The organism is Natrarchaeobaculum aegyptiacum, from assembly GCF_002156705.1.
In the GTDB taxonomy this organism is placed as follows: domain Archaea; phylum Halobacteriota; class Halobacteria; order Halobacteriales; family Natrialbaceae; genus Natrarchaeobaculum; species Natrarchaeobaculum aegyptiacum.
Genome location: NZ_CP019893.1, coordinates 1068356 through 1090549, shown reverse-complemented (window position 1 = coordinate 1090549; position 22194 = coordinate 1068356). Strand labels below are relative to the sequence as shown.

The window sequence follows — 22194 nt, the reverse complement described above, 5'->3', positions numbered from 1 at the left end:
TCGAGTTTCGAGCCAGACTTGGCCGAGCCACGGGTGACACACGTTCGCGGAGCGGGTGGCTTCCCGAAATCGTTTTCAACTGGTCGCGCGCACACTCGGTATGCCGACGGAAGCGGACACCCATTATGACCCCGATCTGGGGAACAAGTTCATCTTCGTCACCGGCGGCGTAATGTCGGGACTCGGGAAGGGGATCACGGCCGCGAGCACCGGTCGACTCCTCAAAAATGCCGGGTTCGACGTTACCGCGGTGAAGATCGACCCGTATCTCAACGTGGACGCGGGGACGATGAATCCCTACCAGCACGGGGAGGTCTACGTTTTAGAGGACGGCGGCGAGGTCGACCTCGACCTGGGGAACTACGAACGGTTCCTCGACATCGACATGACCTCCGATCACAACATCACGACGGGGAAGACCTACCAGCACGTCATCGAGAAAGAACGCGCTGGTGACTACCTCGGGAAGACTGTCCAGATCATCCCGCACGTTACGGACGACATCAAACGGCGGATTCGGGAGGCCGCCGAGGGGACCGACGTCTGTATCATCGAAGTCGGCGGCACCGTCGGGGACATCGAGGGGATGCCCTACCTCGAGGCGCTCCGGCAGTTCGCCCACGAGGAACCCGAGGAAAACGTCCTGTTCACCCACGTCACGCTCGTTCCGTACTCGAAAAACGGCGAGCAGAAGACGAAGCCGACCCAGCACAGCGTCAAGGAGGTTCGATCGATCGGCCTCCAGCCCGACGTCATCGTCGGTCGCTGTGAGGACAAACTCGACCCCGAGACGAAAGAGAAGATCGCCCTGTTCTGTGATATTCCGACCGAGGCGGTCTTCTCGAACCCTGACGTCCCGGACGTCTACCACGTCCCCCTGATGGTCGAAGAGGAGGGACTCGACCAGTACGTCCTCGAGCACTTTGGACTGGCCGAGGAGGCCCTGTCCCCCGAAGAACGGACCAACGAGTGGCGCGAGATCGTCACCACCGAGAAAGAGGGCACCGTCGACGTCGCACTCGTCGGGAAGTACGACCTCGAGGATGCCTACATGTCGATCCACGAGTCGCTCAAGCACGCCGGCTTCGAGGTCGGCGTCGACGTCAACGTCGAGTGGGTCTTCGCCGACGACCTCGCAGGTGGTCACGACGGCCAGCTCGAGGGCGTCGACGGCGTCATCGTCCCCGGCGGCTTCGGCATGCGCGGCACGGAGGGCAAGATCGAGGCCGTCCGCTACGCTCGCGAGAACGACGTCCCCTTCCTCGGGCTCTGTCTGGGCTTCCAGATGGCCGTCGTCGAGTACGCCCGAAACGTCCTCGGGCTCGAGGGTGCTCACTCGGCCGAGATGGACGAGGAGACCCCCCACCCGGTGATCGACATCCTGCCCGAGCAGTACGAAGTCGAGAACATGGGCGGGACGATGCGACTGGGCGAGCACACGACCGTCATCGAACCGGAGACGCTCGCGTACGACCTCTACGAGAACACCTCGTGTACGGAGCGCCACCGCCACCGCTACGAGGTCAACCCCGAGTACTTCGAGCAGTTCGAAGACGAGCCGCTGACGTTCTCCGGCACTGCCGGAAATCGAATGGAAATCCTCGAACTCGAGGGCCACCCCTACTTCCTCGGGACGCAGTTCCACCCCGAGTACACCTCGAGACCGGGCCAGCCCAGCCCGCCGTTCCTGGGGCTGGTCGAGGCCGTCCTCGAGCGATCGGAACTGGACGAATCGGGCGACGGACCGATAGCTGATGCAGATCCAGAAACGGAGGTAACCCACTGATGGTAGACACAGAGACGTTCGTACCAGACGCAGTCGAAGAGATCGACGACGAAATCGGCGACGCCAACGCGGTCATCGCCCTCTCGGGCGGCGTCGACTCCTCGGTCGCCGCCGCACTGGCCTACGAGGCCATCGGCGACCGACTCACCCCGGTCTACGTCGACACCGGCCTGATGCGCAAAGGCGAGACCGCCCAGATCGAAGAGACGTTCGACTACATGGAGAGCCTGCGCGTCGTCGACGCGAAAGACCGCTTCCTCGAGGCCCTCGCCGGCGTCACCGATCCCGAAGAGAAGCGGAAGGTGATCGGCGAGCAGTTCATCCGGGAGTTCGAGCGTGAAGCCAGAGACGCCGACGCAGACTTCCTCGTTCAGGGGACGATCTACCCCGACCGGATCGAGTCCGAAGGCGGGATCAAGTCCCACCACAACGTCGGCGGTCTGCCCGACGTGGTCGACTTCGAGGGGATCGTCGAACCAGTCCGCGACCTCTACAAGGACGAGGTCCGCGAGGTCGCCCGCCACCTCGGCCTCGACGAAATCGTCGCCGAGCGGATGCCGTTCCCCGGTCCCGGCCTCGCCGTTCGCGTCATCGGCGAAGTGACCGAGGAGAAACTCGAGGTCGCTCGCGAGGCCTGCCACGTCGTCGAAGAGGAACTCGAGGAGTACGAGCCGTGGCAGGCACTGGCTGCGGTGATCGGCAAGGCCACGGGCGTCAAAGGCGACAACCGGGTCCACGGGTGGGTCGTCTCCGTGCGCTCGGTCGACTCTCGCGACGGGATGACTGCTCGCGCGCAGGAAATCGACTGGGAGACCCTCCAGCGCATCCAGTCACGAATTACCGGCGAGAACGAAAACGTTGCGCGCGTGGTCTACGACGTGACCCACAAACCGCCAGCGACCATCGAGTACGAATAATGGAGGCAATCGTCGCGGGACCGGACGACGACGGGATCGGTGAAGCGCTCGAGGCCGAGGGGATCGCTGTCGCCCGCGTCGACGGCGTCATCAGCCGCCCGGAACTCGAGGACGCCGGCGTGCTCGAGACGGACCTCTACGTGCTGACCGACGTGGGCCAGGCGACGACGATTCCGATCGTCTGCGACCTGAACGCCGAGGCTCGCACGGTGGTGTACGCCCGACGGACCATCCCGGACTTCGTGAAGGGACAGCTCGATCTGGCGGTCGATCCGAAACTCGTCGGTGCAGACGTCGTCGCGAGCGAACTGGTCGATTGACGTCCGGCCGCGGTTCGCCGCCTGCACGATTCGACGATCGGTTTCTCGCGTCTCTCGCCCGGACGACTCCCGCAGGGTGGGGATGGCCTGATTCTCTCCTCGAGATCTGGCCCCTGGAGGTGGTCTGCGGACCCCGACGCCGTGACCGGGTTCGAGTCGGGTAACGAGTGATTTCCCGGCCCGGAAAACGATGGGCTAACGCAGGCCATTCTCGCGGTGGAAAGCACCACCTACTTCAGAATCGTGGTGTATGAACCGTCAGCCGTCCGATCTGGACCGATTGAAATCGGGTTAAATCCGACAAAAGTCAACGTAAGGGTCATATACCGTCACTGCGGTTCAAGTGGACATCTCCCCTGAGGTGTAGATGGAGGTCACCGGGGAGACTCCACCGAGGCATCCAACGCGTTCCCGTGACTTCCAGCAATCCCACCACAGCACCCTTCCCCCACCATTGCCACACCGTCTCCGGCGCGGGCGCCCTGCACCACGCTCGCGCCACACCCAGCGGTTCTGGCACCCGGGGGCGCGATATCGCGCCCCCGGGACGGACCATTTCTCTGGTACCTGCGTCGTCGAGTCTCGAGTTCGGAAATCGGAACCACTGTCCGGACAGACGGTGGACGACTGCACCGAGCCACGGCCCGGGTAATCAGCCGCCGACTCGAGTAGCTGGTTACCGCCCACGCAGCCGTTCGAGCACCGGAATCTCTTCGAGTCGGTCTTCCTCGAGCAGGTTCCAGTCGATGCCGTCCGGTTTCTCGCCGCCGTCCGGCCGGATCGTCCGTTCGGGAGTGACGACGAGGTCCATCGGAACGTCGTGGTCGCCGACCGGGATCGACTGCTCGAGCAGTTGGCGCTCGTGGACGGTCGTCGCGACGGGCGTCTCCTCGTCGACGAGGGCGAGGTCACGCAGGATGGCGTACTCGAGGTCGCTGTACCCTTCGCCTTTTCCGATCCGGCCGCCAGCAGACTCTCGACGGCCGCCGTCCGTCGCGGCCGTGGGTTGACCCACGCTCACCGCGACGCTCCCGGAGACGATCAGGTCGATCTCGTCGACCGCTTCGGGGCCGACCTGCTGGCCGTGTTTCGACGAGCCCGAGACGGTGGTGGCCGCGTCGTAGTCCTCGAGTACGTCGGGGTCGAGTTTCAGGAAACACTTCCTGTCGCGCAGCCGGGGAACGGCCATGTAGACGGTCTTTCCCTCGCGCAGTGCCCGCCTGCGGACCGGAAGCTGCGGGGCGTCGGGATTGGCCTTGATCGTCGTCGCTGCCTCCCACTCCGGCTGGTCGGCGAGTCGGTCTGCGGCCTCGTCGGCCCCTGCGAAGTTCGGAATTCGGCCGTGTGGCGGGAACGGAAACCGGGCCTCACCGCTGTCCTCGAGGTCGTCCCAGACGCGCTCGCGGATCTCCTGTTTGTCCATACGCGTGCGTCGCACTCGAACGACGTAGCCGCTGTGACTGCCCGGTGGCCGACGCTCGAGGGCCGGCCGCAAGAACGTGATCGGCTGCCGTTCTGCTGGGACACCAACCGTTTTGACTGCGGTTTCCGTCTATCAGGATATGCAGGCAGTTCAGTTCAGCGAGCACGGCGACATCGACGTCATCGAGTACGACGAGTATCCCGACCCCGAGGTCGGCCGCGACGAGGTCCTGGTCGACGTCAAAGCGGCGGCGCTCAACCACCTCGACATCTGGACCCGTCGCGGGATGCCCGGACTCGACCTCGAGATGCCCCATATTCCGGGCAGCGACGGTGCGGGGGTCGTCGCGGCGGTCGGCGAGGGCGTCACCCGGTTCGAGGAGGGCGACCACGTCGCACTCTCGGCTGGTGTCGGCGACCTGCGGATGGACGATCCGACGCTCGACCCCCGGTTCCACATCATCGGTGAACACGTTCCCGGCATCCACGCCGAGTACGCCGCCATCCCGGAGGACAACCTGATCCCTGTCCCCGAGGACGTCGACTGGTCGGTGGCCGGTTCGACCTGTCTGGTCTTCCAGACCGCCTGGCGGATGCTGATCGAGCGCGCGGACCTCGAGGCCGGCGAAAAAGTCCTCGTGCTGGGTGCGAGCGGCGGCGTCGGCCACGCCGCCCTCCAGATCGCCGACTACGCGGGCGCGGAGGTGTACGCGACCGGCAGCAGCGAGGAGAAACTCGAGTACGCCGAAGAGCACGGCGCAGACTACGTCTGTAACTACGAGGAGGAGAACTTCGCCGACTGGGTTCGCGAGGAGACCGGCGGCCGTGGCGTCGACGTCGTCGTCGAGCACGTCGGCGAACCGACCTGGCGCGACTCGCTCAAGAGCCTCACCAAGGGCGGTCGCCTCGTCACCTGTGGCGGTACTGGCGGCGGCGCACCCGAGACAGACATCCCGCGGATCTTCTGGAATCAACTCGAGATCATCGGCTCGACGATGGCCACGCCCGATCAGGTCGACGACGTGATGGAACTCGTCTGGGACGGCACGTTCGAACCCGCGATCCGTGAGGAACTGCCGATGAGCGAAACCCCGCGCGCCCACGAGATCATCGAGAATCGCGAGGGCTTCGGTAAAGTCGTCGTTCGGCCGGACAGCGAACTGTAGCGGCGCTCGTCGTTCCGGTTTCCGTGCGCGGTCGCTCGAGGCACGGGTTGGCGGGTGCCTTCTTACGGGTCCGGCCCGAAACGAGCACAGACCATGGACCCGATCTCACTCGGCGTACCCGAACCGATCCTCGAGCGACTGCCAGCCGACGACGAGACGGCTGCGGCGGACATGCAGCAGGCCGTCGCAGGGTGGGAGGCGCGACTCAACCGGGCGATCGAGGAGGCCGACGACGACCGCGAGGCCGCGAGTCAGGTGCTCGAGGCGGTCGACCGGTTCGAAGAGCGCTACGAGACCTACGACGAGCTGATCCCCGAACTTCGCGCGTGGGGGCAGTCGCCGATCTACGCGATGACCTGGCGGACGCTCTATGCGGACGTGGTGGCACAGCTGTACGACCACGACGATCTCGGCGAGCACCTCCGCAGGGAGCGAAACGCCCGGCTGGTCGAAGACGGCATTCGGCTGCAGGACCTGTAATTACCCTTCGTCCTCGAGCACCGACCGGAATCGAACCGATTCCGAGAGCGTGTCGAAGATGGCGACGGTGCGGTCGTCCGCCGAGCGCGCCAGCACGTGCGCGCCCGGATTGATCACCGTCGTCCGGCCTTCCTCGCGGAGTTCGCGGTGGTGGTGGTGGCCGTAGCAGACGACGTCGAAGGTTTCACCCGCGGCGATTGCCTCCACCTCGTCTCTGTGTTCGCCGTGGAGGACCCCGAAGGAGAGGCCGTCGAACTCGAGGCTGGCGAAGCGGCCGTGGAGTTCGCTTTCGCCGCCCAGCCGGTCGAACGCGGCCTGCAGGTTCGCGACGTCGCCGTCGTTGTTCCCGAGGACACCGTGGAGTTCGAAGCCGTCGAAGGAATCGACCATCAGCGGTGCGACGAAGTCGCCACAGTGGATCACGATCTCGACGCCCTCCTCGCGGAAGATCTCGATCGCGCGCTCGATTGCCTCGACGTTGTCGTGGGTGTCCGAGACGATCCCGATGTTCATGTCGAATGCCGCGACTGCGAGCGACAAATGTGTTCGGGGCCGTCCAAGAGCGGACCGTCCCGAGATGGGTCAGTCCCGCGAGGGATCTGGTTCGGGGTCGGTGACGAACTCGAGTAAGTCCGCCGTCTCGACCTCGAGGCCCTGTCGCCGGAAGAAACTCGCCACGTTCTCACAGTCGCGCTCTAAGAAGTCCCGGCTGTTCGGGTGGTGGACTGTCACTGCCTGTCCGAGGTCGATGACGACCAGCTGGCCCTCGTCGAAGACGACGTTGTACTCGCTCAGATCGCCGTGGATCAGCCCGGCCGAATAGAGTCGTCGCATGTATTCTCTGAGGACGCCGTAGGCGGTCTCGGGATTCTCGATCTGGACCTCGCCCAGCCGTTTGGCGCGTCCGTCTTCGTTCCCGATGTACTCCATCACGAGGACGTTGCGCTCGGATGCGATCGGTTCGGGGACACGGACGCCGGCTTTCTTCGCTCGATTCAGGTTCGCGAACTCCTTTTTGGTCCAGGCGAGGACGACGTCTTTTTTCTTCCCACCGAGGCCCTCGAATCGGGGGTCACCCTCGAGGTAGTCACGCATCTGTCGGAAGTTCGAGGCGTTGATCCGGTAGATTTTGACTGCGACGTCGCGGTCGTCGCCCAGTGCGTGGTAGACGTTGGCCTCCTTGCCGGTCGAGAGCGGCCCGCCGAAGGCTTCGACGTGGCCGTCCTGGACGAGTTTGTAGAGGGCCGCGAAGGTGGCGTCGTCGAACACCGACTGTTCGACCTTGAACTGATCGGCGTCCGTGAGTCGCTTCTCGAACTGCTCGAACTCGCGGTCGCGTTTGCGCGCGATGCGATCGGCGTCGGTATCCGAGACGTCGATCTCTTCCCACTCGTCGCCGGGGGTTTCGACGGCCTCGTCGTCGACCAGCCCGTATTCGGGTCCCTCGTCCATCTACACACCCCTAGGTCCCCAGCGGGGTAAAGTGCTGGGTTGCTCCGTCGAGGACGAGTCGGCGTGGCGAGCCGGTCAGGGACGCGGTTCGAAGTACCGCCGGAGTTCCGGTCCGAACTCGCCGAGCAGATCCCGGACCTCCTCGCCGACGAGCACCTCGTAGTCGTCCTCGAGGGCCGACTCGACGTGGGCACCGAGGCCGACGTCGAACAGACGGTCGCTCTCGAGGTACTCACGAGCGGTGGTAAAGCTGCGCTCGCGCTCGGCGACGTAGCGGCTCCCCTCGAGGAAGGGGCCGTAGGTATGGTCGTCGTCGGCGTAGGCCGCGTAGAACCCCCCGGCGTGACCCGAGACGTGGACGGGCGGTCCCTGATGACGTTCGATCGCAGGGAGCGTGTCGACGGCGAGTTCGGCGAAGACGATGGCCGTCTCGTTGGCGTAGGTCGTCCCGCGGAAGACGTGGAAGCCGCGGTCGTCGAGTCCCTGCGTGATCCCGGAGAGGGACTTGTAGAGCTGCGGGTAGAGCTGGTCCGGAACGAGGTCAGGCGCGTCGAACCGGACGGCGATCGGAGTGGTCTGGCGCCGCTCGAGGTGTGCCCGGAGTTCGGATTCGGTGAGCGGGTCCGGGTCGCGTGGTTCGAAGAACGAGACGTCGGGATCGGCGAGGAACTCCCGGGCGTAGTGGGTGAAGCGGGCGACGTTCTCCGAGGAGAGCACTGCCGCGACGTTGCGCTCGGGGTCGGTCGGGTCGATGACGACGAGCGGATCGGAGAACGTCTCCTGACCGTGCGCTTCGGGATCGAGTTCGACGGGTGGTTGCCAGTCGACGGCGGCCTCGAGCAGCGGGCGGAAGCCGCCGTACTCACAGACGAGCAGTTCGGTGAGGTAGCCGCTGAACCCGCGGGTCCGGAGGTCGCTGCCGTAGACCCCGATGCCCTTCATGAAACCCTTGGTGAGTCGGACGTCCGCGGCGAGGTCGTCGTCGAGGCGCTCGAGCAGGTACTGGTTGTGAAACGGCGTGCGGTCGACGGCCGACTGGATCTCGGTAGCGTCTGCGAGTCGATAACAGGGCACGACGTCGACGTCGAAGCCCTCGACTTCGCCTTTGACGTAGGGGTGTTCGGCGTACTCCTCGTGCCCGTCGGGAACGGTGTCGTGCCCGACCTCGAGACCGTACGTCTCGAGGGTCTCCCGTTCGAGGTTCGGCGGGAAACGGACGAAGACGTCGACGTCCCGGTCGCCGCTGACCCACGTACTGCGGGCGCTCGAGCCGACCTGCATGACGTCGGCGTCGGGACACCGCTCGGTTGCGGCCGTTTCCGCGCGCTCTACGAGGCGGTCGGCGACCTCCCGCAACCGCCTGCGTTCGTCGGGGTCGGGATCGACGCGTTCGCGGGCTCTGGCCACGACGGCGTCGAACTCGTCGGTGGCATCGTCGGCGTCGTCCTCGCTCATTGGAGGGGTCTACTCGTGCCCCGCGGGAAAGCGTATCGAACTGCAGGTCGTCGGTGGCTCGAGAGGCGTCACCAGCTAGCAAACACGGGGCGGGCAAAACGAAAGCCCTATCAAATACACGCGGCTACGATGAGGTGAGCCGAAGTAGCTCAGATGGTAGAGCACCTCGCTGTTAACGAGGTTGTCCCAGGTTCGAGTCCTGGCTTCGGCGTGTTCTCCTCGAACCCACATCTCGCGAGGAGCGATAGCTCCGAGTGAACCCGGTTCGAGAAAACACGTGACAAGACAGACTCGAGCACGCGAGTCACCGCTCCGGAAGCGTATCCGAACGGCGTGAGGTATGCACCCCGGAACGTCTCACACCTGTTCGAGTCCTGGTTTCGGCGCGTGTCTCGAGTTGAGACGTCACTTGCTACTTCTCTCGCCGTCTCACTCGAAGGCCACCACCCAGTTCGCACCCACCGTCGGTATTTCCAGTGTCTAGCCGCGGACGGAGGTTCGATCCCGCTCGAGTCGCCCCTCGAGTTCGCCGCAAATCCAGGACTCGAGATCGACCGTCGGCGTCACGTCGAGGGCGGTCTCGAGGGGGTCAGGGTCGACGGTGAAGCGGTCGATCACCGGCCGATCGCTCGGCCGCGTCCGGAGTTCGAGGTCGGGGCTCGAGCCGGTCAGCTCCGTGCTGGCAGCGGCGACGAGGCCGGCGACCTCGAGCACGCTGTAGCTGTCGCCGCTTCCGAGGACGAACGTGCGTTCGCGGGGGTCAGTGCCCTGTCTCGGGTCTATGGAGTCGGTGCGAGTCGAACCAGCGAGGGCGTTTACGGCCGCAACGACCGCCCTCGCGGCGTCTCGGACGTGGATCAGGTCCCGTTCCTGCGTCCCCGGGCGGTGGACGGGCAGGGAGTTACCGGCCGCGGCGCGCTCGAGGAAGAAGTCGACGACGGAGGCCCCGTCGGCGGCGGAGCCGTGCACGGTTTCGACGGTCCCGTAGGGATTGGTCAGGACGAACGTGATCGAGGGGACGCTGCCGTCGGTGACCGTCCGGACTGCCCGCTCGCCGAGGAGTTTCGTGTAGCCGTAGGTCGTCGCCGGATCGCGGGGGTGGCCCGCGGTGACCGGGAGCGTCTCCGGGTAGCCGATCGCGGCGGCGCTCGAGCAGTGGACCAGCGGGACCGAACGGCGGCGACAGGCCCAGGCGACGGTCGCCGAACCGAGGGCGTTGATCTCGAAGGCGGCGTCGGGATCGTCGGCGCAGGTTCCGATGCCGACCAGCCCCGCGGCATCGACGACGCAGCCACAGCCCTCGACGAACTCGCGGACGGCCGTCCGATCCCGCACGTCGACCGTGGGGTAGCGGTCGTGGCTCGAGCCCGCAGCCGGGCGGACGTCAACCCCCGCGGCCTCGAGTGCAGCGACGGCTGCGCCGCCGACGTAGCCCGAGGCACCGAGGACGCCGACGGGTCCCTCGAGCCGCTCGATGTCGTCGGTGGCGACGGCGTCGATTCCGGCGAACGGGGTGGACTCAGTCACGATCCCCTCGAGCGTCGCCGCCGTCAGCGCGGGCGTCCGCACTGGGGCGACCGGTTTCCGGCTCGTCTACCCGGCCTGCGTCCTCGAGCACCGGTTCGATCAACTCGACGATCTCTTCCTGGGTCAGTAGCCGCTCGTTCTCGGAGGTGTACTCGCCCTCGAGGTCGTTGTCGACGTCGGGGTCGTCGACGAGGGGATGGAGGACGAACTGGTCGTCGTGTTCGTCGGCGTAGCGGCGTTCGTCTTCGGCGACGAGTTTCTCGTGGTAGCGTTCGCCCGGGTTGGGACCGATCAGGTCGATGTCGACGGCAGTTGGATCGTAACCGAACTGGGGGGCGTAGTGGTCGCGCATCGCGGTCGCGAGGTCGCCGACCCGGATGGCGGGCATCTTCTTGACGAACACCTCGCCGCCGTCGGCCGCGAGACAGGCGTCGATCGCGAACTGGGCGGCGTCGTCCGGCCCCATCACGAACCGGGTCATCTCCGGATCGGTAACCGTCAACGGCCCGCCGGCTGCGAGCTGGTCGTAGAACAGCGGGACGACCGATCCCTCTGTACCGACGACGTTGCCAAAGCGGACCGATGCGAGCGTGAGATCGTCTGGCGGGCGGTTCGCGTCGAACGAGGAGACGATGCGCTCGCCGATCAATTTTGTCGCGCCCATCGTCGAGGTCGGGTTCGCCGCCTTGTCCGTGCTGACGCTGAGCAGGCGATCGACGCCGGCGTCGGCGGCCGCTTCGACCACGTTCCGTGTCCCGTCGACGTTGGTCCGGACGGCCCCATACGGGTTGTCCTCGACCATCGGCACGTGTTTCATCGCCGCGACGTGGAAGACGACGTCGACGTCGGCCATCGCAATCGCGAGCTGGTCCTTGTCGCGAACGTTCGCGAGCACGGTATCGATCTCCGGCTCGCGATCCGTGTACGTTCCCACGAACGACGCGAGTCGCTGCTCGCTGTTGTCGACGATTCGAATTCGCTCGGGCGAGCGTGCGACCAGTTCCGAGACGAGCCGCGAACCGATCGATCCGCAGCCGCCGGTCACGAGTACGGTTGCACCCTCGAGTGTCGTCGCCATAGTCGCGGCTGGCTCGGGTCGACCTTTGTTATAGGCTCGAGAGGTGCGAACCGACGCCCGGTAGGGCGAGATTACACGGCGACGCCGAACCAGGGTAGCAAACGGCCGCTGTTGGGTCTCGTTACTGCGAAGTGGCCGTCAGGGTGCGGCGACGTAGTCAGGTGCCCTGGGCTGTCCGCCCGCATTAACAATGGCCTCGTACCAGCACCTCGAGACCGGAAACAGATGGATCCAGCAATGGAGCGGGACGCGTGGACGGACGCCGAGGCAGGGTCGCCGACGTCGGACGCGATCGAGGCAGGGTCGTCGGCACCGCTGGACGTGAACGTCCTCACGTTGACGACCTACGCCGACGCGCCGTTCATGCGCAGCCAGCTCGAGGCCCTCGCCGACCGTGGCGTCTCGAGCCGGCTCATGACGGTTCCGGGCCACGTCTCCGCGGGGGAATCCCGGGGGGTGCGCGACTACCTCGCGTTCTTCCCGGCGGTGCGACGGGAGATTCGCCGGGGGACCGATCCCGCGATGGAGGAAAACGCGTACGATCTGGTCCACGCCCACTACGGACTGACCGCGCCGATGGCGCTCGCCCAGCGCCAGCTTCCGGTCGTCTGCTCGCTCTGGGGGACCGACCTCGAGGGTCCTGGTGGTCCGGTGTCGCGAGCCTGTGCGCCGTTCTGCGAAGAAGTCGTGGTGATGACCGACGAGATGGCCCGCTCGCTGGGAACCGACTGCACCGTCCTCCCGTTCGGGATCGACCTCGACGTGTTCCGGCCGATGGACCGGGACGACGCCCGCGAGCGCGTCGGCTGGGACCCCGACGTGCGTCACGTCCTCTTCCCGTACCCGCCCGAACGCACCGTGAAGAACTACCCGCGGGCGACGCGACTCGTCTCGGTCGTCGACAACCTGTTCGACGACCCGGTGCAGTTGCAGGTCGTCCACGACGCGGACCACCACGAGGTCCCGACGTACATGAACGCCGCCGACGCCCTCCTCCTGACGTCGGATCACGAGGGCTCGCCGACCGCGGTCAAGGAAGCCCTCGCCTGCAACCTCCCCGTCGTCGCCACGGACGTCGGTGACGTCAGCCAGCGCCTCGCGGGGGTCTCGCCGTCGACCGTCGCCGCGGACGACGACCAGCTCGTCGCCGGTCTGCTCGAGGTCCTCGAGCGCGAGGAGCGATCGAACGGCCGCGAGGCCGTCCGCGAGGTCAGTCAGGACGTGATCGTCGACCGACTGCTCGAGTGTTATCAGCGGGCGGTCGACCGGTGATCGATCCGGTCGAAAACGGGACTACGGCGCACCGACCAGCACGAACCGGCTCTCGACGTCACCGTTCTGGATCTGATGGGTCTCCGTCGGCGGGATCCGAATCGCATCGCCCGGGCTCATCTCGACGGCCTCGTCCTCGACGGTCACCGTCGCCTCGCCCTCGAGCAGGAGGTAGACCTCCTCTTGCCCGTCGTCATCGTGGTCGTGTTCCATTCCCTCCCAGCCGGGCTCACACTCGAGAACCGTGACGCCCACGTTCTCGCAGTTCAGTTCGTCTCGCAGGAAGTGCAGGCCGCTGGTGTCGTCGACGTTCTGGTAGTTGGCTGTCGTGTACTCGGCCATACGGTACGATGGCCACGGGTGGCGTGAAAAGCGTTGGTGCTGGCAGTCGAGTGAGGGTGAGCGAGCGCTCGAGTGACGTGGTGCCGCCGGGAACACCGAACGATTGAACCTGTTTCCGAACCGATGGGCGAGCATGCAGCGCCGACTCCTCGCCGCCCTCACGCTCGTCGCGGCCGCCGCGACGGTCGGAAGCCTCTACTTCAGCGAGGTTGCGAACTACCTCCCCTGTGAGCTGTGCTGGTACCAGCGCATCCTCATGTACCCGCTCGTGGTCGTCCTCGGGGTCGCGGCCATCGACGGCCACTCGAGCGTCTGGAAGACGGCCCTCCCGCTGTCGGGGCTGGGAACCCTGCTCGCGGCCTACCACTCCGTGGTGCAGGTCACCGACTCCTCGGCCATCGGCTGTGGGTTCGGTGGCGGCTGTGACGCCATCCTCTGGCAGAGCTGGCTCTTCACCATCCCCCGACTGGCGTTCGTCGCGTTCGCCATCATCTCCGTCGGTCTCCTCGCGCTCGCCTCCCAGGACCGTCACCTGAACTGACCTCCCACGGGCAGTAGCTCGAGTCACGTTCGCCGCGAGCGAACCACCTACGTCGCTGCACTCCGCAGGGACGATCATGGCACGACTCGAGCGCATCCGCGTCTACCCCGTCAAGGCCCTGGACGGGGTCGACCGCGAGCAGGCGGTGATCCTCGAAGGCGGCACACTCGCGGGCGACCGCGAGTTCGCGATCTACGACGCCGATGGCGAGGTCGTCAACGGCAAGCGGACCGCCCGGGTGCACGACCTCGAGACCGACGTCGATCTCGACGCGGGACGCCGACTCTCGATCGACGCACCCGAGAGCGGCGAGCAGGAGCGCCGGCAGTTCGACCTCGCCGACCCGACCGATCGCGAGCGGGCGGAAGACTGGCTCGGCGACGTCTTCGCCGTCGAGGCGACCCTCGAGCGCGACCGCTCGCTCGGGTTCGTCGATCGGCGCGACATGGGCCCCTCGGTGGTGAGCACGGCCACGCTCGAGTCGGTCGCCTCCTGGTTCGACGAGCTCACCGTCGAGGGCGTTCGGCGGCGGCTCCGGACGAACCTCGAGGTTTCGGGGGTGCCGGCGTTCTGGGAGGACCGATTCGTCGGCGCGGACGCCCCCGCGCTCTCGATCGGCGACGTGACCCTCGAGGGGGTGACCCCCTGCGGCCGGTGTGTGGTCCCCGAGCGAGATCCGGAGTCGGGTGAGCGAGAGCCGGACTTTCGATCGCGGTTCGTCGAACGACGCGAGACGGCGTTCCCAGAGTGGGCCGATCCCGACGCGTTCGACCACTACTACACGGTGACGATCATCACGCGCGTCCACGAGGCCGACCGCGGGACGACGCTCCGGGTTGGTGACGAGGTTCAGGCGCTCGAGTGAGACTGCGTCTTCTGATACTGGCCGTTGCGCTGCGAAATCGAGCTGTAGGGACTGATTACCGTCGATGTGGCCACCCTACAGGCCGGTCACTCGGCGTTGGCCCGACCAGCGCGCTCGGTCACGAAGTTCACGAAATTCTCGAGTACGCGACTCGCGGTCACCTCCTCGAGCCCGTGCTCGCCTTCGCGCCACGGGAACGCGGCCTCGAGTCGGTCGCGATGGGCGGCGGTCAGTTCGGGGTGGAACTGGACGGTCCACAGCGGGGCCTCGCGGTGGCGCGTCGCGAAGACGCGGGCGTGCTCGGCGCTGGCGATCACCTCGAGGTCGTCGCCGGGGTGGGTGACGACGTCGCCGTGAACGGCCGGGACGACCGACGAGACGTTGCGGAAGAGGGAGTCGTCGGCGAACTCGACCGCGACGGGACGACAGCGAAGCTCGTCGGCTTCGACGGTACCGCCGAGTGCCGCGTTGACCAGCTGGTGGCCAAAACAGACGCCGAGGGTAGGAATCCGTCGCTCGATCAGCTCCCGCACGAGCGCTTGCTGCTCGTCGATCCAGGGATTCTCGCCGACCTCGTAGACGCCCGCCGTCGATCCCGAGAGGACGACGCCGTCGGCCGATCCGAGAGCCGGCCGTTCGCCGGCCGGGTAGTCGACGGCGATGGTACTGGTAGCAGGAAGTGCCCCTTCGAGGGCCTCACAGTGGAACGTGGCGTCGGAGTCGACCTCGTTGTGGACGACGACGAGTCGCGGCGGAGCCATCGAGTCTGTCGTTCGTTCGGACCGAGAAAAGCGCTGCTGGTTGGTGTGAAATTGTCCAGTTGCAGCCGAGTTGGCGTATCGACTATTGTCGATACGCCGTGCTCGACGAGCAACTGTCTGGAAAATCAGCGTTTCAGACGTCGCCTTCCGACGACCCTGTGAACGCGGAGTTACTGCCGAACGACGTTGGTCGCGCGGGGGCCCTTGGGAGCCTGGTCAATGTCGAATTCGATCTCGGTTCCTTCCGTGAGGTCCTCGCCGCCAACGTCTTCCATGTGGAAGAACACGTCGTCGTCGGAGTCGTCAGTCGCGATGAAACCGTAGCCGCCTGTGTCGTTGAAGAAATCAACCTTACCGTTTGCCATTGCAACTAAACGAAGTGCCACGATACGGATAAGGCTTTTCATTCGTTCGTCAGAACGGTATTTTGCTAAACGATCGGTTTGCAAAACAGGGAATATGGTGAAAAACACCTCGAGTTCGACAACGATCTGGTGAATTGTGTCCGAATCAGCACCCGAGCACGTTGCTTCTGTGGTCCCGGCAGTTCTCCCCTGATACGGATCATCGTAGCGTTTTACCGGCGATCGCCGGTAACGAACTACAATAGACCGTATGAGTGGTCGACGAGAACGGACTGTGAGGAGTCGATCGCGGTCCTCGAGCACGCTCGAGCCACTACGTCGGACTCGAGTCGGTCGATCGGTCGCCACGAAGCAGCTTGACGACCCCGTGTGCGACCAGTCCGATCAGGGCCCACTTCCAGGCGAGGGCGGCGACGCCCAGAAACAGCAGTGCACGCAGCCGGTTTCCGTGCCCGTACGCTCGTTTCGCCTCGGTCAGGACCGACAGGACAGTCAATGAGCGGGTCGCACTCGAGCCGAGGAGTCGTTTCAGCACCATGTCCTTTCTTGGCAGGCCATCCGGATAACGGCAGCGCCGGATCGCGCAAGAGGAAATCCCTGTTCTCTCGTCTGTGGGTGAACGACCAGTCATGCGCTCGAGTGCAGGCCGTGTTACTTGTCAACGCCAGACAATCGAGAGCCTCTGGGCGGGAGCTTTTTCTCGCTTCAGTCTGTCGTGGCGCTCGAGAATGGACCTCGAGGAGATCCCGGGGGTCGGTGCGAAGACTGCCCGGGCGCTTGCGGAACTCGACGACCCGGAACGCGCACTTCGGACGGGTGACGTTGCCACGATCGCTCGCGCGCCCGGCATCTCGCAGGGCCGGGCCGCACGGATCGCGCGCGGGGCAATCAGGCTCGAACACGACGATCCCGGCGGCTTCCTCGCGACCGACCGCGCCCGGGAGATCTACCGTGACGTGCTCACCCTGCTTCAGGAGCGGACGGTCACTCGCGACGCCGCCCAGCGCCTCGAGACGTTCTATCCGAGCTCTCGGCGCTCGCGCATCGAGCAAGCACGGGCCGTCGCCCGCGACGCACTCGAGCGCGACCCGAACCCAGACGTTCTCGCGGCGCTCGAGGGGGTCGAACCGCTCGTCGAGCCCGGCGACGTCCGGGTTCGCGAGCGCTGTCTGGCGACGACCGACGCCGAGCGCTACAGCGAAGCACGGGAGGCGGTTCCCGAACTCTCGACCGAGATCGTCGACGACGCGCAGGGACTGGCGGAACTCGCCCGCGGCTACGCCACGGTGATCGCACTCGACGAATCCTTCGCCGGCGTGACGATCGAGGGCGACGTCCGCGTCCGGCCGGACGCGCTCGAGGAGCCGGCCGAGATCGTCCCCGAGCGCGCGCTGGCCTTCTTCGCGCGCAACCGCGACCGGCTCGCGGCCGCCATCGACGTCCACCGGGCCGCCGGCCTCGAGTCCGAGGTCGACTGTGACCTCGACGCGCTCGAGGCGGCCCTCGAACGGCTCGAGGGTGACGGGACCGTGGCTGGCGACGACGAACTCGACCGGTTGCGCCGGGCGGTCGACGACGTAGATGCCGCCGTCGGCACCGCAGAGAACGTCGCGAACGACCAGCTGCGCGAGGCGATCCAGGAAGAAGACGTGACGATCGAGGGTTCTGATCTCCTCTCGCTGGTCGAACGCGGTGCGGGCGTCGACTCGTTGCTCTCCCGGGAACTCGCAGACGAGTACGCCGCCGCGGTCGAGGCCGCCCGCGAGGAGCTCTGTGATGCCCTCACACTCGATACCGGCGAGACCGAAATCGCCCGGCGGGTTTTCGGCGACGAACCGACGTTCCCGGTCGAACGGGACGAAGACGCCGTCGCTCGACTCCGTGAAGAACTGACGACCGCGAAGGAGCGCCGTGCGAGCCAGCTCAAACGAGAACTCGCGGGTGAACTGGCCGACCAGCGCGAGACCGCCCGCGGGCTCGTTCAGGACGCCCTCGAGCTGGACGTCGAACTCGCGATCGCCCGGTTCGCGGCCGATTTCGGCTGTACGATGCCGGAATTCGTCTGGGCGGGAGAGTCGGGGGCTGCGGCCGGGACCAGCGAGCCCGACATCGGCTTCGCGATCGAGGCCGGTCGCTCACCCTTGCTCGACGAACCGCTCGAGGCGATCGATCCGGTCGACTACGAGGTCAGCGGCGTCACCTTGCTGTCGGGGGTCAACAGCGGTGGGAAGACCTCGACGCTCGACCTCGTGGCGAGCGTGGTCGTCCTCGCACACATGGGTCTCCCCGTTCCCGCCGAGTCGGTCCGCCTGCGCCGGTTCGACGCGTTACACTACCACGCCAAGACCCAGGGAACCCTCGACGCGGGCGCGTTCGAGGCCACCGTCCGGCAGTTCGCCGATCTCGCGACCGGCGGGGCGGGCTCGCTCGTTCTCGTCGACGAACTCGAGAGCATCACCGAACCCGGCGCGAGCGCGAAGATCATCGCCGGGATCCTCGAGGCGCTCACCGAGAACGGCGCGACGGCGGTGTTCGTCTCCCACCTCGCCGGCGAGATCCGCGAGATGGCGACCGTCGACGTCTCCGTCGACGGCATCGAGGCCGTGGGACTGGTCGACGGCGAACTCGAGGTGAACCGCTCGCCGGTCAAAGACCACCTCGCGCGGTCGACACCCGAGTTGATCGTCGAGAAGCTGGCTGGAGAGGCCGCCGAGGACGACGCCGTCGCGAACGGCGGCGAACCGGTGGGCGAACAGTTCTACGATCGGCTCCTCGAGAAGTTCGAGTGACGGTTCGGGTCGCGACTGCCTCGCACCTCCTCACGACCGGGTCTGCGCGGGCGCTACCAGCTGGGGGAGACGACAACGGTTAACCGGCCAGCACTCCCATCCAGTGACATGACTCGAGGTGACCGCAGTGGGTAAGCTCCGCGGTATTGCCCAGCTCGGAACCGTTCTGGTGGCGACGCTCGTCTTCGCGGTGCTGGGGGTCGCGCTGTTCGTGGTCTATCCCCAGACTCTGACGGACCTCTTCGGCGTCGTGATCGCGGTCGTCGTGGTCCTCGTCGGGCTGAAGATCGGGGCGAACGTCGCCCGGTCGCTCGTGCCCGGCTACGACGTCGCGGAGGTCGCCATCGAGGGGCCGATCACGCGAGACGGCGGTGGCGGGCCGCTCCCGACTAGCCCGCGGGCGACGCCGGCCGACGACATCGTCGAACAGATCGACCGGGCGGACGCCGACGACAACGTCGACGCGCTGCTCGTGAAACTGAATACCCCCGGTGGCGAGGTCGTCCCGAGCGACGACATCCGACTGGCCACAGAGCGGTTCGACGGCCCGACGATCGCCTACGCGACGGATACGTGCGCGAGCGGCGGGTACTGGATCGCGAGCGGCTGTGACGAACTCTGGGCGCGCGAGGGCTCGATCGTCGGCTCGATCGGCGTCATCGGCTCCCGGGTCAACGCCAGTGAACTCGCCGAGAAGGTCGGCCTCTCCTACGAACGCATCGCCGCCGGCGAGTACAAAGACGCCGGGATGCCGCTCAAGGAACTCGAGGACGAGGAACGCGAGTACCTCCAGGGGTTGATCGACGACTACTACGAGACGTTCGTCGACCGAGTCGCGGACGGCCGGGACCTCGAGGCCGAGTTCGTCCGCGACACGGAGGCTCGGATCTACCTCGGCGAGCAGGCCCACGAGATGGGGCTGGTCGACGAACTCGGCACCCGCCGTGACCTCGAGGACGAACTGGCCGATCGACTCGAGCGCGACGCGGTTCAGGTCGAGGAGTTCGAGCCCCAGCGGCCGCTGATGGCCCGCGTCGGTGCGAGTGCCCAGCGCGTCGCCTACGCGTTCGGGGCCGGGATCGCAGGCGTCGCCGCGGATCGGGAGTTCCGGCTGCGACTCTGATACGGATTACCGTACCGGTTTGCCGGCACACCCGCAGGACGGGACGTGGTTGCACCGGAACTGACGTACGGTAAACCGTATGAGACGCTCGCAGACGGTCGGAATCCCTACTGGAGCTGTAGGAACTGTCGATCGTCCTCCTGTCCCTCGCTCGCCGGGTACGCGATCACGAAGTTGCCGTCGGTGAGCCGCGAGAGCCGCTTCGGGAGCGTCTGGAGTTCCGGGTGCCAGCCGACGTCGCCGCGACGGGCGCTCAGGCAGACGAGCAGATCCGACGGCCGGGCCTGCTGGCGGAGCGCCGACTCGAGGCCGTCCCAGCCGTCGACGGCCTCGAACTGTCCCGGAACGTCTGGTTCGACGCCGTCGAAGAGGGTCTCGACGTCCTCGAGGTCGGCCGAACCGTCGTCGACGACGAGGCCACGGACCGGTGCGCCGGTGTCTTCGCTCACGAGTTTCACGGTGTGGAGCGCCTCGGCAACGCCGTCGTTGTACTGGATGGCCGGTGGGAGGATGAGCAGGATCCGCTCGGTGGTGCCGAGCCGGCGACGGACCCGGGCGACGAGGGTCAGCTTGGTCGTCCGGGTGAGCACCCGGTCGATCACGTGGCCGAACACCCGCTGGGTGCGCGAGGCGGCCCCGTCCCAGCCGATGACGAGGGTGGTGATCCGGTTCTCGACTGTCGAACGGACGATCCCGGTGGCGACGTTGTGTTCGACGCGCGTGTGGGCGTCGATCGGAACCTCCGCACCCGAGGCGTAGGTCGTCAGGTCCTCGAGGAACTCCTCGGCTCGAGCGACGGCAGCTTCGGTGTGCCTGAGCCCCTCGGGTCGGACGACCGACGTCACGTGAATCGGTTCCTCGGAGCGTCGTTCGCGAACCGTCAGCGCGAGGTCGAGCAGCGATTCCCGGTATCGAGAGTCCGGTGAGACCGGCACGAGGATCCGCTGTGGGGTCTCGCTCGGGTCGTAGGCCTCGCGTTCCCGGGCGGTGGCGATGGCGGTTCCGGCGCGGTCGACCAGCGCCGGGCTAAACAGGCTCACCACGAGGATCATGAGGACGACGCCGTTGATCATGGCGCCGTCGAAGCCGGGAACGCCAGCGTCGAAGCCGACCTGAACGATCGCGAGGGCGGCGGCTGCCTGACCGACCGAGAGCCCGAATATCGCGAGGACTTCGTCCCCGTCGTAGTCGTACACGCGCCCGGTGAGCCAGGCGGCGGCGTACTTCGTGATCACGACCGTGACGAGCAACGAGCCAGCGACGACGAGCGTCGCCGGCCCTTCGAGGACGACCCGGACGTCGACGAGCATGCCGACCGACAGCAGGAAGAAGGGGATAAAGAGCGCGTTGCCGACGAACTCGATGCGATTCATCAGCGGTCCCGTCTCCGGGATCAGCCGGTTGAGCGTGAGTCCGGCGAGGAACGCACCGATGATGTGCTCGACGCCGACGAGTTCGGCGAGGAAGGCACAGCCGAACAGCACCGCCATCACGAACAGGAACTCGAGGTAACTCTCCTCGCTGACGGTGGCGAAGAACCAGCGACCGAGTCGCGGGACGACCAGCCAGATACCGACGAAGAAGACGGTCAGCCCGATGGCGAGCTGGAGCCAGAAGGCAGCCTCGAGTGCGCCGCCGACAGAGGCGACGACGACCGCGAGCACGAGCAACGCGAACGTGTCGGTGATGATCGTCCCGCCGATGGTCGCGGTCATCGCCTCGTTCGTCGCGATTCCCAGCCGGTTGACGACCGGATACGCGAGCAGCGTGTGCGAGGAGATGATCGCCGCGAACAGGAGTGCCGACGGGAGTTCGAGTCCCAGCACGCTCACGCCGACCGCGGTGGCGACCACCTGCGGGATCAGGAACGACGCGAGCCCGAAGAGGAGACTCCGCTCGCGATACTCGACGAACTGGTTCACGTTGATCTCGAGGCCGGCGACGAACATCAGGTAGATCAGGCCGACCTCGCCGAGCAGTTCGATCGTCTCGTCGCGCTCGAGCAGGTAGAGCCCGTTGGGACCGATCGCCGCTCCGACGAGGATGATCCCGACGATGCCGGGCAGCCGGTAGCGCCCGAGGACGAGCGGCGCGACCAGGAAGATCACCATCGCGAGCCCGAAGATCACCACGGGATCGTCGAACGGCGGCGTCAGCGACGGCCCCGTCGCGAGCGGGACGAACGCGTCGGTCCTCGAGACGGTGGTCAGCCACTCCGTGGGCGGAGATCCGGTGCCGGTGCGCATCGTGCTCGCGAGGTGTGCCACTCAGTCGCTCGTCGTGACTGCAGGCGGCCGAGGGCCGGGCACGGATGAGCGACGAACTGGTAAGGACTCGCGACGTCGTGGCCGTGACTGCTGAGAGCGGTGACACATCGCGGGTGGTGCCTGACCCGACCACGAGCAGACATATACATCCACCCCCGATTCCCAGTGGCCGTCGCCGTCGAACTGGACGGCTGCTGGAGTCCACGCTAACGGGCTCGAGCGCGAGGCGGCGCTGGCTACGCTGGCCGCACAGCTGTCCTGAGTCG

21 protein-coding genes and 1 tRNA gene are annotated in these 22194 nt (G+C 66.4%); 11 read left to right on the top strand and 11 right to left on the bottom strand.

Features of this window, described 5'->3' with window-relative positions; all coding sequences use genetic code 11:
• Positions 1 to 100 precede the first annotated feature (100 nt).
• The 3 genes from pyrG to B1756_RS05445 are packed head-to-tail and all read left to right on the top strand — an operon-like array spanning position 101 to position 3023.
• Positions 101 to 1786: a glutamine hydrolyzing CTP synthase gene (gene pyrG / locus B1756_RS05455; RefSeq protein ID WP_086887630.1), complete on the top strand. Its 1686-nt coding sequence runs from the start codon at positions 101 to 103 to the stop codon at positions 1784 to 1786.
• Positions 1786 to 2703, top strand: a complete 918-nt coding sequence (guaA, locus tag B1756_RS05450; protein WP_086887629.1) for a glutamine-hydrolyzing GMP synthase — start codon at positions 1786 to 1788, stop codon at positions 2701 to 2703. Before pyrG ends, guaA begins: the two co-directional genes overlap by 1 nt.
• Entirely contained in the window at positions 2703 to 3023 is a 321-nt protein-coding gene (locus B1756_RS05445) for a DUF7126 family protein (protein WP_086887628.1), read from the top strand. Before guaA ends, B1756_RS05445 begins: the two co-directional genes overlap by 1 nt.
• Positions 3024 to 3699: 676 nt before the next feature.
• Here B1756_RS05445 and B1756_RS05440 read toward each other — a convergent pair.
• Positions 3700 to 4446, bottom strand: a complete 747-nt coding sequence (locus B1756_RS05440) for a 5-formyltetrahydrofolate cyclo-ligase (protein ID WP_086887627.1) — start codon at positions 4444 to 4446, stop codon at positions 3700 to 3702.
• Positions 4447 to 4585: 139 nt separating this feature from the next.
• On the opposite strand from B1756_RS05440, the gene B1756_RS05435 reads away from it, so the two are divergent.
• Positions 4586 to 5611, top strand: a complete 1026-nt coding sequence (locus B1756_RS05435) for a zinc-binding dehydrogenase (protein ID WP_086887626.1) — start codon at positions 4586 to 4588, stop codon at positions 5609 to 5611.
• A 93-nt stretch (positions 5612 to 5704) separates the two neighbouring features.
• Positions 5705 to 6091: a DUF7971 family protein gene (locus B1756_RS05430; protein ID WP_086887625.1), complete on the top strand. Its 387-nt coding sequence runs from the start codon at positions 5705 to 5707 to the stop codon at positions 6089 to 6091.
• On the opposite strand, the gene B1756_RS05425 is transcribed toward B1756_RS05430, so the two are convergent.
• The 3 genes from B1756_RS05425 to cca all read right to left on the bottom strand — a co-directional run bounded on the left by B1756_RS05425 (position 6092) and on the right by cca (position 8998).
• On the bottom strand, positions 6092 to 6604 hold the full coding sequence (locus tag B1756_RS05425) for a metallophosphoesterase family protein (RefSeq protein ID WP_086887624.1): 513 nt from the start codon (positions 6602 to 6604) through the stop codon (positions 6092 to 6094).
• Between the two features lie 69 nt (positions 6605 to 6673).
• Positions 6674 to 7543, bottom strand: a complete 870-nt coding sequence (gene rio1, locus B1756_RS05420) for a serine/threonine-protein kinase Rio1 (protein WP_086887623.1) — start codon at positions 7541 to 7543, stop codon at positions 6674 to 6676.
• 75 nt (positions 7544 to 7618) lie between these two features.
• Positions 7619 to 8998, bottom strand: coding sequence for a CCA tRNA nucleotidyltransferase (cca, locus tag B1756_RS05415; RefSeq protein WP_086887622.1), 1380 nt, complete (start codon positions 8996 to 8998; stop codon positions 7619 to 7621).
• A 138-nt stretch (positions 8999 to 9136) separates the two neighbouring features.
• Here cca and B1756_RS05410 point away from each other — a divergent pair.
• Positions 9137 to 9209, top strand: a tRNA-Asn gene (locus B1756_RS05410).
• Between the two features lie 269 nt (positions 9210 to 9478).
• Here the strand turns inward: B1756_RS05410 and B1756_RS05405 are convergent.
• Both B1756_RS05405 and B1756_RS05400 read right to left on the bottom strand, forming a co-directional pair.
• Positions 9479 to 10567: an NAD-dependent epimerase/dehydratase family protein gene (locus B1756_RS05405; protein ID WP_228434482.1), complete on the bottom strand. Its 1089-nt coding sequence runs from the start codon at positions 10565 to 10567 to the stop codon at positions 9479 to 9481.
• The gene (locus tag B1756_RS05400; protein ID WP_086887621.1) at positions 10518 to 11603 is read right to left on the bottom strand and encodes a polysaccharide biosynthesis protein; all 1086 of its coding nucleotides are present in this window, start codon (positions 11601 to 11603) and stop codon (positions 10518 to 10520) included. Before B1756_RS05400 ends, B1756_RS05405 begins: the two co-directional genes overlap by 50 nt.
• Before the next feature lie 321 nt (positions 11604 to 11924).
• Between B1756_RS05400 and B1756_RS05395 the strand changes: the two genes are divergently transcribed.
• Positions 11925 to 12875 carry a glycosyltransferase gene (locus B1756_RS05395; protein WP_086890055.1) on the top strand — a complete coding sequence of 317 codons (951 nt, stop codon included), beginning with the start codon at positions 11925 to 11927 and terminating at the stop codon, positions 12873 to 12875.
• Between the two features lie 21 nt (positions 12876 to 12896).
• On the opposite strand, the gene B1756_RS05390 is transcribed toward B1756_RS05395, so the two are convergent.
• A complete protein-coding gene (locus B1756_RS05390) occupies positions 12897 to 13217 on the bottom strand; it encodes a cupin domain-containing protein (protein ID WP_086887620.1) in 321 nt (106 codons plus the stop codon).
• Positions 13218 to 13350: 133 nt separating this feature from the next.
• Here B1756_RS05390 and B1756_RS05385 point away from each other — a divergent pair, with 133 nt between their 5' ends.
• Both B1756_RS05385 and B1756_RS05380 read left to right on the top strand, forming a co-directional pair.
• Positions 13351 to 13758: a disulfide bond formation protein B gene (locus B1756_RS05385; protein WP_086887619.1), complete on the top strand. Its 408-nt coding sequence runs from the start codon at positions 13351 to 13353 to the stop codon at positions 13756 to 13758.
• 76 nt (positions 13759 to 13834) lie between these two features.
• Positions 13835 to 14623, top strand: a complete 789-nt coding sequence (locus B1756_RS05380; protein ID WP_086887618.1) for an MOSC domain-containing protein — start codon at positions 13835 to 13837, stop codon at positions 14621 to 14623.
• A gap of 86 nt (positions 14624 to 14709) precedes the next feature.
• On the opposite strand, the gene B1756_RS05375 is transcribed toward B1756_RS05380, so the two are convergent.
• The 3 genes from B1756_RS05375 to B1756_RS05365 all read right to left on the bottom strand — a co-directional run bounded on the left by B1756_RS05375 (position 14710) and on the right by B1756_RS05365 (position 16287).
• Positions 14710 to 15384: a type 1 glutamine amidotransferase gene (locus B1756_RS05375; protein ID WP_086887617.1), complete on the bottom strand. Its 675-nt coding sequence runs from the start codon at positions 15382 to 15384 to the stop codon at positions 14710 to 14712.
• Between the two features lie 170 nt (positions 15385 to 15554).
• Positions 15555 to 15749 carry a cold-shock protein gene (locus B1756_RS05370; RefSeq protein WP_086887616.1) on the bottom strand — a complete coding sequence of 65 codons (195 nt, stop codon included), beginning with the start codon at positions 15747 to 15749 and terminating at the stop codon, positions 15555 to 15557.
• Between the two features lie 313 nt (positions 15750 to 16062).
• Entirely contained in the window at positions 16063 to 16287 is a 225-nt protein-coding gene (locus B1756_RS05365) for a hypothetical protein (RefSeq protein WP_086887615.1), read from the bottom strand.
• 190 nt (positions 16288 to 16477) lie between these two features.
• Here B1756_RS05365 and B1756_RS05360 point away from each other — a divergent pair, with 190 nt between their 5' ends.
• Both B1756_RS05360 and sppA read left to right on the top strand, forming a co-directional pair.
• Positions 16478 to 18538 (top strand): MutS-related protein, encoded by a 2061-nt coding sequence (locus B1756_RS05360; protein WP_086887614.1) that lies wholly within the window; start codon positions 16478 to 16480, stop codon positions 18536 to 18538.
• 127 nt (positions 18539 to 18665) lie between these two features.
• Positions 18666 to 19661 (top strand): signal peptide peptidase SppA, encoded by a 996-nt coding sequence (gene sppA / locus B1756_RS05355; protein ID WP_086887613.1) that lies wholly within the window; start codon positions 18666 to 18668, stop codon positions 19659 to 19661.
• 107 nt (positions 19662 to 19768) lie between these two features.
• Here sppA and B1756_RS05350 read toward each other — a convergent pair whose 3' ends face one another.
• A complete protein-coding gene (locus tag B1756_RS05350; RefSeq protein WP_228434598.1) occupies positions 19769 to 21772 on the bottom strand; it encodes a cation:proton antiporter in 2004 nt (667 codons plus the stop codon).
• Between the last annotated feature and the right edge of the window lie 422 nt (positions 21773 to 22194).

Excerpts from the sequence above, each read along its gene's own strand:
- pyrG (WP_086887630.1), top strand. The coding sequence starts at position 101 with ATGCCGACGGAAGCGGACACCCATTATGACCCCGATCTGGGGAACAAG.
- guaA (WP_086887629.1), top strand. The coding sequence starts at position 1,786 with ATGGTAGACACAGAGACGTTCGTACCAGACGCAGTCGAAGAGATCGAC.
- B1756_RS05445 (WP_086887628.1), top strand. The coding sequence starts at position 2,703 with ATGGAGGCAATCGTCGCGGGACCGGACGACGACGGGATCGGTGAAGCG.
- B1756_RS05440 (WP_086887627.1), bottom strand. The coding sequence starts at position 4,446 with ATGGACAAACAGGAGATCCGCGAGCGCGTCTGGGACGACCTCGAGGAC.
- B1756_RS05435 (WP_086887626.1), top strand. The coding sequence starts at position 4,586 with ATGCAGGCAGTTCAGTTCAGCGAGCACGGCGACATCGACGTCATCGAG.
- B1756_RS05430 (WP_086887625.1), top strand. The coding sequence starts at position 5,705 with ATGGACCCGATCTCACTCGGCGTACCCGAACCGATCCTCGAGCGACTG.
- B1756_RS05425 (WP_086887624.1), bottom strand. The coding sequence starts at position 6,604 with ATGAACATCGGGATCGTCTCGGACACCCACGACAACGTCGAGGCAATC.
- rio1 (WP_086887623.1), bottom strand. The coding sequence starts at position 7,543 with ATGGACGAGGGACCCGAATACGGGCTGGTCGACGACGAGGCCGTCGAA.
- cca (WP_086887622.1), bottom strand. The coding sequence starts at position 8,998 with ATGAGCGAGGACGACGCCGACGATGCCACCGACGAGTTCGACGCCGTC.
- B1756_RS05400 (WP_086887621.1), bottom strand. The coding sequence starts at position 11,603 with ATGGCGACGACACTCGAGGGTGCAACCGTACTCGTGACCGGCGGCTGC.
- B1756_RS05390 (WP_086887620.1), bottom strand. The coding sequence starts at position 13,217 with ATGGCCGAGTACACGACAGCCAACTACCAGAACGTCGACGACACCAGC.
- B1756_RS05385 (WP_086887619.1), top strand. The coding sequence starts at position 13,351 with ATGCAGCGCCGACTCCTCGCCGCCCTCACGCTCGTCGCGGCCGCCGCG.
- B1756_RS05380 (WP_086887618.1), top strand. The coding sequence starts at position 13,835 with ATGGCACGACTCGAGCGCATCCGCGTCTACCCCGTCAAGGCCCTGGAC.
- B1756_RS05375 (WP_086887617.1), bottom strand. The coding sequence starts at position 15,384 with ATGGCTCCGCCGCGACTCGTCGTCGTCCACAACGAGGTCGACTCCGAC.
- B1756_RS05370 (WP_086887616.1), bottom strand. The coding sequence starts at position 15,749 with ATGGCAAACGGTAAGGTTGATTTCTTCAACGACACAGGCGGCTACGGT.
- B1756_RS05365 (WP_086887615.1), bottom strand. The coding sequence starts at position 16,287 with ATGGTGCTGAAACGACTCCTCGGCTCGAGTGCGACCCGCTCATTGACT.
- B1756_RS05360 (WP_086887614.1), top strand. The coding sequence starts at position 16,478 with ATGGACCTCGAGGAGATCCCGGGGGTCGGTGCGAAGACTGCCCGGGCG.
- B1756_RS05350 (WP_228434598.1), bottom strand. The coding sequence starts at position 21,772 with ATGGTGATCTTCCTGGTCGCGCCGCTCGTCCTCGGGCGCTACCGGCTG.